The sequence below is a fragment of the Mycolicibacter sp. MU0102 genome, assembly GCF_963378105.1.
In the GTDB taxonomy this organism is placed as follows: Bacteria; Actinomycetota; Actinomycetes; order Mycobacteriales; family Mycobacteriaceae; genus Mycobacterium; species Mycobacterium holstebronense.
Genome location: NZ_OY726398.1, coordinates 1,727,251 through 1,740,441 on the forward strand (window position 1 = coordinate 1,727,251; position 13,191 = coordinate 1,740,441).

The 13,191-nt window shown below is 68.1% G+C and carries 3 protein-coding genes; 2 read left to right on the plus strand and 1 reads right to left on the minus strand.

All coding sequences use genetic code 11. The features are described from left to right. Window positions 1-9 precede the first annotated feature (9 nt). Window positions 10-7,485 (minus strand): ATP-binding protein, encoded by a 7,476-nt coding sequence (locus tag RCP37_RS08040; protein WP_308486374.1) that lies wholly within the window; start codon window positions 7,483-7,485, stop codon window positions 10-12. 155 nt (window positions 7,486-7,640) lie between these two features. Here RCP37_RS08040 and htpG point away from each other — a divergent pair, with 155 nt between their 5' ends. Both htpG and RCP37_RS08050 read left to right on the plus strand, forming a co-directional pair. Next, the gene (gene htpG, locus RCP37_RS08045; RefSeq protein ID WP_308486375.1) at window positions 7,641-9,587 is read left to right on the plus strand and encodes a molecular chaperone HtpG; all 1,947 of its coding nucleotides are present in this window, start codon (window positions 7,641-7,643) and stop codon (window positions 9,585-9,587) included. A gap of 209 nt (window positions 9,588-9,796) precedes the next feature. Next, a complete protein-coding gene (locus RCP37_RS08050; RefSeq protein WP_308486376.1) occupies window positions 9,797-10,927 on the plus strand; it encodes a PGRS repeat-containing protein in 1,131 nt (376 codons plus the stop codon). Window positions 10,928-13,191 lie beyond the last annotated feature (2,264 nt).

Consider the following 13,191-nt stretch of genomic DNA (forward strand, 5'->3'; position numbering starts at 1 on the left):
CGGCCTGGATCAACTGAGCTCGTCGAACCGCACGAGTGCGGCGTCGAGGTCGTCCCCGTCGAACAGCTCGGAACGGTTGACCAAATCGCCGTCGATGGTCACTACCTGGATATCTCGCCACTCGGCGTCGAAGCCGTCTTGTGAAGTCCCTCGGGACACATGGGTGACGACCGCTCCGGTGGTAATGAGCCGATGCACCGCTGCGATGTAGATCCAGGTGTCAGGCGAGTCTTCCCAGGCTGCCTCGAAGTACGCCAACATGCCGCCGGGCTCGAACGCTGCCCCGCGACGGTGGTCGATGTTCACCCAGTCTGGCGCCGTGATCGCAGCGACCTCGCGCCGGTTGAACGCGGCATATGCGCCGGTGACAACCGACCACGTCTGTGCGTACGCGGCGGCTTCGCCGGCCAGGTAACGGGCGTCGAGTTCGGCGAGGGCGGCGTCGATGTCGTCGACATCGAAGGTCACGGTGTACTGCATGAGACCGGCGGCGTCGACTTCCACGAGATGCAACACCTCGACGGCGACCGGTCGATCGGCATCACCGATGTCGCGATAGCCGTCGCGGGTCAGCGAGAGCCGAGATCCGCGGACCGCGATGGGTTCTACCTCCAGCCGCCAGGTGCGAGGGACCGTCTCCAAGGTGGCGTCGATGACTTTCCGCCGCTCGGGACCGTCGAGGACGGAGCGCAGGCCTTTCCGGCGGTCTTCGTAATGGCCATCTTCGTTGGCAAGGGCGAAGATCGCGTCCCCGTCGCGGCGGTTGAATGCCTCGGCAACTCGGACGCCGGTCCGGGTTGCTGCGTTCTCCAGTGCAGGCCTCATTCGGCTGAGGTCGTCGAAGCTGGCGAGCGCGGCGTCGAGGTCGGCCTCGTCGAATACTTCGCAGCGGCTGATCATTTCGCCCTCGACCGTGAACAGGACGACTTCGCGCCATTCGGCCTCGAAGCCGTCTCGCGAGGTCCCGTGCACCACTTGGGTGACGACCGCACCCAAGCCGTTCAGCCGATGCACCGCTTCGCTGTAGCACCCGACGTCGGGCGCGAGTTCCCATGTCGCGCGCATATAGGCGGCTAATGCACCGGGCGCGAACGCTCTCGCGCGACGGTGATCGACATTCTCCCAGTCGAGTTCGGGAAATTCGCGTTGGTTGAATGCGGCGTAGCCTGCCGTAATGACCGACCATGTGTGTGCGCAGGCCGCTGCTTCACCGGCGACGTAACGCGCGTCGAGCTCGGCGACGGCGGCGTCGAAGTCGTCGAGGTCGAATGTTACGAGCGCTGCGGCCCGGTGTTCGGTGTTGATCTCAAGCACGTTCAGTACCTGGGTGCGAAACGCCTCCGGCCGTTGGTCTCGCTCCGAGAAGCTGTTGCGCGTCAGGGTAAGAAGGGCGCCGCGGGTCGCTAGGACCGTCGGTACCACGTCTCTGAACAGGTCGGCGACGGCGCGCGCATCGGCCAGTTCGGCATCGCGTCCATGTCGGACTCCCGACCCCACCACTCGGCGGCGATCGTCATTGGAAAAATTGTCGTCGAGAATCGTCGCCAGGGCTTCCCAGTCGCGCGCGGCGAGGCACGCTAGGCATCGCTCTCCGACTTCGCTTGCCGTGTTCTCCAGCTGTTTCGGCGGGAAATGTAGTTCCGCGAATCTCGCGAGCGCGGTGTCGAGGTCAGTCTCGTCGAAAAGCTCGCAGCGGTTGACCAGGTCCCCTTCGAAGGTGGCCACAATGACCTCTCGCCATTGGGCGTCGAAGCCATGGTCCGACGTCCCCCGTGCCGCTTGGGTAAAGACCGCACCGCGTGTGCCCAGTCTGTGCACCGCCTCGATATAGACGTGAAAGCTCTGCGCTTCGTCCCATGAGGTGCGGATGTAGGTAGCCAAGTCGCCGGTCTCGATCGTTGTGATTCGGCGGTGATCGATGTTCACGCAGTCCGACGTCAGGCTGAGCTGTTGCCTGTTGGCTGCGGCATACGTTTGGGTGAGCGCCGACCACGAACGCGCATAGTCTGCCGCCTCGCCGGCGAGGTAGCGGGCGTCGAGCTCGGCGATGGCGGCGTCAAAGTCGTCGGCGTCGAACGAGACGCTCGTCGCCAACCGCCCGTCCGACGTGATCTCGCCGACGTCGAGTTGCTCGGCGAGGTATGCCTCGGGGCCTTGATTCCGGAACGAGAAGACGCTGCGGGTAAGGACGAGGTACTTCCCACGCGTCGCGACATCGCTCACTTCGACGTCGGCGATGCCGAGGTCGGCGACAGCTCGCATGTTGGTGAGGGCCGCGTCTCGACCGTGTCGAACTCCGGCGTTCACGGTACTTCGGTGATCGTCTTGGTAGTAATCCTCAGCCAAGAGATCGGCCATAGCGTCCCAGTTGTGGACGGCGAACTCGGCCAGGAAGCGTTGGGACACCAGGCTTGCCGCATTGTGCAATCGCCGCGGCTTCTGCGGCTGCAGCTCCTCGAACCGCGCGAGAGCGGCGTCGAGGTCTGCTTCGTCGAACATCTCGCAGTGGCTGATCAGATCGCCGTCGACCGTGACAGTATCGACGAGGCGCCACTCGACGTCTAAGCCGTCTTGCGAAATCCCCTTGGCCACGTGGGTGATAACCGCGCCGTACTCGGTCAACCGATGCACGGCTTCGACGTAGATGATGTTCTGTGCCGTGTCTTTCAGAGCGACACGAAGGTACGCCATCAGGCCTCCGGGCCCGACGGTCGCAAGCGTACGACGGTCGACGTCGGTGAATCCGGGGACTGTCGGCGGCGTTTCGCGTTTACTCATCGCAACGAAAGCCGTTGTGATCGCCGACCAGGTGTCAGCGAAGGCGGCGGCTTGGCCGGCGAGATAACGCGCATCGAGTTCGGCCAGCGCATCGTCGACGTCGTCTGCATCGAACATGACGTGAGCCGCGATCTGATTGTCGTTGTTGATCTCGACAACACCGATCACGTCGCTTGAAGGCTCGGCCCAGTTATCGAAAGAGGTGCGGTAGCGGCAGAGGACGAGGCGATCTCCGCGGGCCGCAACGGCGGTCGGGTCGATACCGGTCATCCCAATCTCGGCAAAGGACCGCATGTTCACGATCTCAGCATTGCGACCGCGCCGGACCCCCGCGTTGGCCACCCGTCGACGGTCGTCGGTCAGAAACGTGTCAGCCAGGGTCTCGCCGATAACGTCCCAATCGCGGAGGGCGAAGGCCGCGAAGTGCAGCTCAAGCACTCGGCTGGCCTCGTTCTGCAGCGCACCGAGGGGCTGCTTCTCGAACCGGGCTTGGGCAGCGTCGAGTTCGGCGATCGCAGCGTCCCTGTCTTCGAGGTCGAACCACACCAACAGGCAAAGTCGGCCGTCATCGTCGATCCCGTAGAGCTGCAGGAACTCGTCGCGCGGCGCTCCCGGGCTTGTGTCGGCCGTGCCTACCTCTAACCGGGTGAGGGCCAGGTGCTGGCCTCGAACGGCAAGAATCTCGTTGCGGTACCGCACCGGGGCTATCGTCTCGCGATAGTGTCTGGCCTCGCGTACCCACTCGTTGCTGGGACGATCCTCGGGGCCACCGCCGACGATTTTCCTGCGGCTTTCGCACGTGACGAGGGCCGCGACTTGGTTGTTTTCTATCTCATCCCACGCTTGGGCATCGTAAGTAGCGTCCAGCAGTCGAATCGCTCGCACGCACGCGTTGTTCAGTTCGTCGGTCGGCGCTCCGGACGGTGACGCGGGGGCCGGTGCGACCCGTTCGCCCAGCATCGCGCGTGCCTTGGCGGCAAGTGCCTCGGCGCCTTTCCGCTCGTAGAGCGCCGCGGCTTGTTCCGCGGCGGCCCGCGCCCCGGTCTCATCGCCGGCGGCAGCCAGCACCGTTGCCAGCGCCAGACAGGCATCGCCATGATCGACCAAGGCGTCGGTGCGCTGCGCCAGGTCGACTGCGGACTCGGCCATCTGCCGAGCCCCGGAATGATCGCCGCGGCGCGTCAACAGCAGCGCCCGAAGCGTGCGCCAGGCGATCGATGCCTTCAGTGCGTGTCCCGCGAGACGCTCACTCTCGGCGCACAACTCCTCGGCCTCGCCATCTCGGCCGAGTGCCAGGCAAGTGCGGCCCAGCAGAGCGGCGGCCTCGGCGGTGTCGGCATCCAGCCCCATGCGGCGGAAACCTTCGTACGATTGACGCAGATGCGGCTCGGCGCCATCCGGGTCGTCGACAACCAGCTCAATGATTCCGGCGAACTGCTCAACTTCAAGCAAGGCATGGCGCAGGCCGATCTCGGTGACCGTGCGCCGTGCCGAGTCGATCATGCGCCGCGCGGTGGCGGCGCGGCCGCGGAAGGCCTCCAGGACGGCTTGGCATCGCGTCGATGTCGCCTCGACCGCAGGGGAATCCGTCGTGATGCGCAACAGCCGCACCACGTCCAGACAACGCCCGCCGGCACGCGGAACCGGGTTCGGACCCCACAGTGCCGCCAGGGGCGCGCCCGCCAGCACCGCGTTCACCCGACGCTGTTGACCTGCGCGCCGCGCAGCGGTCAGGGCGCTGTCCAGCGCGATCTCGCAGTCGCCGATTCGCCCAAGACGCGCAAGACATCCGGCCCGTACCGTGTGGGCCTTGGCTTCTCCCTCGGTGTCACCCAGTCCGGCCAGCCGGTCGGCAGCCGCGCCCAACGCGGTCTCGATCTCGTCCAATCTTTCCGGGTGCACCAGCATCGAAAGTTGGCCGTCGAAGCACGTCGCCCACGCGGCTAACCGAGCCGAATCGACTGTCGCTGCCTGCAACTGCGCGACCGCACGGGCGGCCGAGCCCACCTCCCCGGCGGCAAGTAGCGCCTCGCAGCGCGCGACCAGCAGCTCGGCGGTCTGATCGGCACGATCGGGCAACTCGTCGTCGATCTCCTCCAGCGCGTGCAGTGCCTGGCCGTACAAATCGGCGGCGCCTTCGTAGGCGAGCCGCGACATCGCCTGATCTGCCGCACGTCGGCAATACTCGACGGCTTTGGCCGCGTTTCCCGCCCACGCACATTCGAAATAGTGGTACGCCAGTTCCGCCAGCAGCTCGTCGTCTGCGCCGGAGCTGGCTTCCAGGGTGGTGGCGATACGTTGGTGCAGTCGCATACGCCGCACCGAGGCCAGCTCGGCGATCAGCGCCTGCCGGATGAGGGCGTGGTTGAACCGGTATCGCCCGCCGGACTCTTCGATGACGATACCGGCCTTGCAGGCCTCGTCGAAGGCATCGACGAGGTCCTGTTCGAGCACCCCCTCCACGAGGTCCAGCGCGAAGCGGCTGCCGACCACCGCGGCCGCGGCAAGGGCCTTGTTGGTCGCTGCTGGAAGCCGGGAAAGTCTGCGGCTCACGGCTTCACGAATACCCTGCGGCAAGGTGTTGGGATCCCAGACTCCACCGCTTTCGTCCACGTGGCGCAGTGCCTCGATCAAGAAGAACGGGTTGCCGCCGGTCACCGACACCAAAGCCCGGGCGAGCTGGTCGTCGTCGTATCCGGCCTCGGCGACATAGGCGGTCACGTCCTCGGCGTCGAGGCCGCTCAGCGCAAGGCGGTCCGCGGTGCCGTCGCGGTGAAGGTCGGCGAGCATGGAAGCCAGGGGATGGGATCGGTCGAGGTCTGTGCTGCGGTAGGTCGCGACGATCTGCACCCGGGTGTGGTCGCCGAAGCGCAGCAGATGCCGCAACAGCAGGAGCGTCGGTTTGGCCGCCCAGTGCAGATCGTCGAGTATCAGCACGACGGGCGCACTGGCAGAGGCGAGTTCGAGCAGCGCGACGACGGCGTCGAAAAGCGCGTAGCGCTCGGTGTCGGGGTCGGCGCGCGGCGGCGTGGACAGGTCGGGGAGTACTTCGGTCAGACCGGGAATCAGTGGGAGTAGTGCTTCAACGCCCCGCAATCCCCGCAGTCTTTGTGCCCCGATGCAGGGGACGAGTGAACGCAGTGCCTCGGCGAAGGGCTGATAGGGCGCACCGAGGTCCTCGTCGGATCGGCCGTACAACACGACGGCGCCTTGTCCGAAGGCCTGTTGCGACCATTCGCCGGCCAGGCGCGTTTTGCCCACACCGGGTTCGCCGGCAATCAACATGGCGTGAATGCCACCGGCGAGCGCGCCCTGCCACGCGAAGCCAAGTCGCTCCAGCTCGAGGACGCGACCCACGAACCGCCCGGGGCCGGTCAGTACCGCGGGGAGCTCGGGCCGCTCCAGGGGCGCATCGACGGCCTCCTCACGCTGCTCGGCGGTCTGAAGGCGGAGCTCGAACACATGCTCTGGGCGCGGCAGGTTGCGCAGCGCACGCATCCCCAAATCGGCAAGGCCGACGTCGTCGGGAAGGGTGTCGATGACGAGCTCGGCCGTCGCGCCCGAGCACAGAATCTGGCCCCCCGTGGCCAGCGACCGCAGACGGGCGGCACGGTTGACCGCGCGACCGAAGTAGTCGCCGTCGCGCAGCTCCACTTCGCCGGTGTGCAGGGCGATCCTGATCCGCATGGGTTGGTGCAAAGCCCACGGCTCGTGGAGGATCGCGTCTTGTAGCTCGATAGCCGCGGCGGCCGCTCCTGAGGGCCGGTCGAAGACCGAGAAGGTGGCATCGCCTTCGCCACGCGTTTTGATGAGCCGGCCGCCGCGGGAGGTGACCACCTGCTCGACGAGCTCGTCGTGGCGCGCGAGCGCTTTTCCCATGGCGTCGGCATCGGCTTCCCACGCGGCGGTCGAACCCTCGATATCGGTGAGCAGAAAGGTGACGGCGCGGGTCACCGACGGAAGATGTTGGGTCACGGGGTGATCCAGTGCGGAGTCCTGGGCAACGATCGCAGCCGCGAGTCGTCGAAGCTCTGGCCCGGGATCGACCCCGAGGTCGTCGGCGAGCAGCGACCGGGCTCGTTGATACGCGCCCAGGGCGTCACCTTGTCGGCCTGCGCGGTAGAGCGCCAGCATCAGCTGGGCCCATCGCCGCTCGCGCAACGGTGCGTCGGCCACCGCGGCTTCCAGCTCGCCGATGACCTCCGCGGCTCGCCCCGTCGCGAGCATCGCGTCGGCGCGGTCCTCGACCAGGGCAGCGTGCCCTTCGATCCAGCGCGTCTTCTCGGAAACACCCCGGCGGGAATCGGGCAGTTCGGGAGTTCCGCGCCACAGGCTCAGCGCCTCCTCGAAGCGGACCACCGCATGGCCGGTATCGCCGGCCGCCGCGGCGTCTCGTGCTGCCTTGGTGGCCCGCCTGTAGCGCGGGGCATCCACCTCCGTGGTGTTGAGGATCCAGCCCGTCCCCTCGGTGAGGACGAAACCGTCGCCCAACGCCCGGCGCAACGACGAGATGTGAGTCTGCAGCGCCTTGGCCGCAGTTCGCGGCGGCTCGTCACCCCAGAGCAGATCGATGAGCGTTTCGGCCGACACGACCGAACCGCCGTGCAGACCGAGCATCGTGAGGATCGCACGCGGTTTGGCGCCCGGGATTGCGACCGAGGCGCCGTCGTGTCGGGCCTGAAGAGGTCCCAAAACCCCCAGCTCCACGGCTTGAATGGTAGTCACGTGGCAATCGTCGGTGGGGCGATTCAACGCGCGGTCAAGATTCAGTAAAGACGCGAAGCGCCCGCGGTCGTGGCGCCGTCAGGGGCGGTTTGGCCCGCTGAGGCGCGCGATGACGGCGTCGCTAAAATTTGGTGCTTATGAGCGAACGTGTGGAGCAGCTGGAGTTTCAGGCTGAGGCCCGTCAGTTGCTGGATTTGATGATCCACTCGGTCTACTCCAACAAGGACGCGTTCCTGCGGGAGCTGATCTCGAACGCCTCCGACGCACTGGACAAGCTGCGACTCGAGGCGTTCCGCAACAAGGACCTCGAGGCCGACACCTCCGACCTACACATCGAGATCGAGGTGGACACGACGGCGCGCACCCTGACGGTCCGCGACAACGGCATCGGCATGTCGCGTGATGAGGTGGTGGACCTGATCGGCACCCTGGCGAAGTCCGGCACCGCCGAGCTGCGCCAGCAACTGCGCGAAGCGCAGAACGCCAAAGCGTCCGAAGAGCTGATCGGCCAGTTCGGGATCGGCTTCTACTCGGTGTTCATGGTCGCCGACAGGGTCGAAATGGTCACCCACAAGGCCGGCCAGAGCGAAGCCATCCGGTGGGAATCCAGTGGTGATGGCACCTACACCATCGAGCCGGTTGATGGCGCCCCGCAGGGCACGTCGATCACCTTGCACCTCAAGCCCGAAGACGCCGAAGACGCGCTGCACGACTACACCGCCGAGTGGACGATCCGGGGCCTGATCAAGAAGTACTCCGACTTCATCGCTTGGCCGATCCGGATGCAGGTCGAGCGCAGGGTCGCCGCCTCGTCAGAAGCAGAGGCAGAGGGTGGTGATGAGACAGTCACCGTCGAAACCCAGACCCTGAACTCGATGCAGGCGCTGTGGGCGCGCCCCAAAGACGAAGTCTCGCCAGAGGAATACAACGAGTTCTACAAGCACATCGCGCACGCCTGGGACGACCCGCTCGAGGTCATCGCGATGAAGGCCGAAGGCACCTTCGAGTACCAGGCGCTGCTGTTCATCCCGTCGCACGCCCCGTTCGACCTGTTCAACCGGGATGCGCAGGTTGGCGTGCAGCTGTATGTCAAACGCGTGTTCATCATGGGCGACTGCGACCAGCTGATGCCCGAATATCTGCGCTTCGTCAAGGGTGTCGTCGACGCCGCGGACATGTCGCTCAATGTCTCGCGGGAGATCTTGCAGCAGGACCGCCAGATCAACGCGATTCGCCGGCGGCTGACCAAGAAGGTGTTGTCGACCATCAAGGAGCTGCAGTCGCAGCGGCCCGAGGACTACCGCACCTTCTGGACCGAGTTCGGTCGCGTCGTCAAGGAGGGGTTGCTCTCCGACTTCGACAATCAGGAGGCGCTGCTCGCGATCAGCTCGTTCGCCTCAACCCACAGCGATTCCGAGCCGACCACGCTGGCCGAGTATGTCGAACGCATGAAAGACGGCCAGGAGCAGATCTTTTACGCCACCGGTGAGTCCCGTCAGCAACTGCTGAAGTCGCCGCACCTGGAGGCGTTCAAGGCCAAAGGCTACGAGGTGCTACTGCTGACCGACCCGGTCGACGAGGTGTGGGTGAACGCCGTCGCCGAGTTCGACGGGAAGCCCTTGCAGTCGGCGGCCAAGGGCGAGGTCGATCTGGACTCCGAGGAGGACAAGGCCGCGCACGAGGCCGAGCGCGAGGAGCAGCAGAAGGATTTCGCCGACCTGATCTCTTGGCTGGAGCAGACCCTCACCGAGCAGGTCAAAGAAGTGCGGCTATCTACCCGGCTGACCGAGTCACCGGCCTGCCTGATCACCGACACCTTCGAGATGACCCCGGCGTTGGCCCGCATCTACCGCGCCAACGGGCAGGAGGTCCCGGTCGGTAAGCGCATCCTCGAACTCAATCCCGGCCATCCGCTGGTCACCGGTCTGCGCCAGGCGCACAGCGAGCGAGGCGCCGAGGACGCCGACCTGGCCGAGACCGCGGAGTTGCTCTACGGCACAGCGCTGTTGGCCGAGGGCGGGGCGCTGGAGGACCCGGCGCGGTTCGCCGAGCTACTGGCGCACCGACTGGCACGTACGGTCTGAACTGATCCAGCGGTATTGCTAGTCGCCGGGTGCCGTGTGACGTAGCTCCGGTTGACGACGCGCCGATCAGGACGCAAACTCCCTTACCTTGGTCTTCGTCTTTTTTGGCGATAACTTAATGCCTTGACAGCTGTTGCCCAAGAACAATCTCAGCTGAGTTTCATGCTGCTTGTCGCGAGCAAGGGCCGGGAAAGAGGAGACGCACTCGGGTGATCGACACAACCCAGATCGGACGCAGTCGGTCGTCAAGAGCAGCGGTACGGCTGCGTGACCGGGCTTTCGCGATCGTTGTGGCCGCATGCGCTTTTTTGGTATTCGGGATGGCGCCGGCGGTCGGTCCGCGCGGGCAGGCCGACGTATTCGATTGGATTGTCGATCTATTCGACCCGAGTGACTGGGCGACAGGTGTTGGCGACGCCGGTGACTTCGACTGGTCGGCATTCCTGGACACGTTTGTCAACGACCCGCTGTACGGGGGCATTGACAGCTTCATCGACGACCCGGACAACGCTTGGCTCATCGATGCCATCAACCTGCTGGCGCCGGTTGGTCACATGTGGATCGGCGATGGTGTCGACGGCACCGCGGCACACCCCGATGGTGGTGCCGGCGGGTTGCTGTTCGGCGATGGTGGCGACGGCTACGACGGCCTGGGCGGGCACGGCGGCGACGCGGGGATGTTCGGTAACGGCGGCGCCGGCGGTTCCGGTGCTGACGGGGGCCGTGGCGGCGATGGTGGGGCCGGTGGCTGGTTGCTGGGCGACGGCGGGGTCGGCGGTACCGGAGGTGCTGGAGGCGGCAACGGCGGTGACGGCGGCACCGGCCTGGGTTATGTGTTCGGCGATGGCGGGGCCGGTGGGGCCGGTGGTATCGGCGCGACGGGGGCAGTGGTGCCACCGGCGGCACCGGTGGTAACGGCGGGGCTGGGGGCTCCAGCATCGCGAGGTTCGGCAACGGCGGTATCGGCGGCGCCGGTGGCCAAGGTGGAGCCGGCGGCGACGGCGCCTCAGGAGTGGCCGGCGTCAACTTGGGGACCGGCGGCAACGGCGGCAACGGTGGTATCGGTGGCGTCGGTGGCGCCGGTGGCAACGGCGGAGAGTTCGGCAGCGCGGGTGCCGGTGGCCGCGGCGGCGCGGCCGGTCTGGGTGGCACCGGTGGTACCGGAGCGCAGGGCACCGAGGACCACCCCGACGGTGGGGCGGGCGGTAACGGCGGTGACGCCGGAACGGCCGGTGCCGGCGGCGCCGGTGGTCTCGCCGATGAGGGGCCCGGATTCCACGGCGAGGTCGGCGCGCAGGCGCATAGCGGTGGTAACGGCGGAACCGGTGGCCGGGGCTTAGACGCTACCTTGGACGGCGAGGTCGGCGGCCGGGGCGGGACCGGCGGCAACGGCGGCAACTACGGCAATGGCGGTACCGGCGGCACCGGTGGCACCGGCGGGGCCAGCGCTGACGGTGGCGACGGCGGCAAGGGCGGCAACGGTGGGGCTCACGGCAACGGCGGTACCGGTGGCCAGGGTGGTCGGGGCGGTCAGGGCGAGACCGGGACCGATGGAACCCACGCCGGTCAGTCCGGGACCGCGGGCCGGCAGGGCGGCAACGGCGGCCGAGGCGGCGCCGGTGGTCTGGGCGGTTCGGTCACCGGCGACGGTGGCGACGGCGGCACCGGCGGTGCCGGTGGCACCGGTGGAACGGGTGGCACCGGACAGAACGGCCTGAACGGGACCGGGGACGGCGGCAACGGCCAGTCCGGCGGCGATGGCGGCCGAGGTGGCCGGGGAGGCAATGGCGGCTCCGGTGGCGCGGGCGGAGGAGTAGCTTCCGGGGGCTCCGGGCACGACGGCGAGCTGGGTGCCGGTGGCGCCGCCGGCAACGGCGGCAGCGGCGGCATCGCCGGTGACGGTGGTAAGGGCGCCGACGCCAGCACCCCCGGCTGGCGGGGCGGCAGCGGCGGCGACGGCGGCAACAGCTACGGCGGTCAAGCAGGCGCCGCGGGCAATGGCTCCGTCAAGGGCGCTGTTGGTATCGACGGTGGTCCGGCGAGCGGTATTCACGGCAGTGGCGGAGCCGGCGGCAACGGCGCCGACGCCGGTATGCCGGGTACCACGGGTGGCGACGGCGGCCGAGGCGGAAACGGTGGCAACATCGGCAACGGCGGAGCCGGCGGCAACGGTGGATACGGGGCTATCGGCCGGCAGGGCGACAGCGGCCTCGGTTACGGCCAGTCCGGCACCACCGGCGGTAACGGTGGCAAAGGCGGCGACGGTGGTGCCGGCGGCCTGGGCGGTCGAGACCGCGGTGACGGTGGTGCCGGCGGCACCGGGGGTATCGGTGGTACCGGAGGGACCGGCGGAACCGGGACGATCGGCGCCGTGGGCGTCGGCAACGGCGGCAACGGGCAGAACGGTGGCAACGGCGGAGCCGGAGGCACGGGTGGTATCGGTGGTGCCGGTGGCACCGGCGGCGGGGTTGCCTCCGGTGGCCCGGGCCACGCCGGCGCGCAGGGCGCCGGCGGTGCGGGCGGCGCCGGTGGTACCGGGGGCACCCCGGGTGATGGTGGCCGGGGCGCCGACAACGGCGACATCAACAAGTTCTCCGGCAGCGGCGGTGACGGCGGCAACGGCGGCAACGCCGGGGCGGGCGGAGCCGGTGGCGCAGGCGGCGCCGGCTTGACCAACGGTGCCACCGGCGCGGCCGGCCAGCTGCCAACCGGCGCGCTGGGTAACGGCGGCGACGCGGGCAGGGGTGCTAACGCCACCGCTGTTCACGGCATCGGTGGCAACGGCGGCCGTGGCGGTGCCGGCGGCAACATCGGCAACGGCGGACGCGGCGGCGACGGCGGTGACGGCGGGCCCGGCCTCTCTGGAAAGAACGGCAGCAACGGCCAACAGGGCTTCGGCAACACCTACAACGGCGGCGTGGGGACCGGCGGCGATCAGGGCGGCACCGGCGGTGACGGCGGGCGCGGCGGCGCCGGTGGCTCGATCCGCGGCGACGGTGGTGACGGCGGCACCGGCGGCGTTGGCGGTGACGGCGGGACCGGCGGTAGAGGCGGCAACGGCGCCGACGGCTCCGGCACCCCCGCCCAGAGCGGTGGTTACGGCAACACCGGCGGCAAGGGGGGCACCGGCGGTAACGGCGGGGCCGGCGGTCGCGGCGGCACTGCCACCAACGGCAATGCCGGCAACGGTGGTACCGGCGGCGAAGGTGGCCTCGGTGGCGCCGGTGGCGCCGGCGGGAACGGCGGCGGATCGTGGGGGCTGTATGAGGCCGGCACCGGCGGTACTGGAGGCAGTGGCGGCGCCGGCGGCCTCAGCGGCCCCGGCGGCGCCGGGGGAACCAGCACCAATGGCCTTGGCGGCGACGGTGGCGACTCCGGCCAGGGTGGGCGGGGCGGAAATGGCGGTCCTGGCGGCAACGGCGGCAGCGGCTACCAGTCCAAGGACGGTGGTAGCGGCGGCGCCGCTGGTCCCGGCGGTAGCGCCAATGGCAGCGTGGGCGCCGGAGGTGGCCGCGGTGGTTTGAACGGCGATGTCGGCAGCTCCGGAGCGGGCGGCAATAAGGGTGTCAAGGGCGACCACGGTTGAGCGCGGCCGAATGCGCTG

What these genes read in the sequence shown, in the direction of transcription:
- htpG (WP_308486375.1), top strand. Translation starts at nt 7,641, where the DNA reads ATGAGCGAACGTGTGGAGCAGCTGGAGTTTCAGGCTGAGGCCCGTCAG.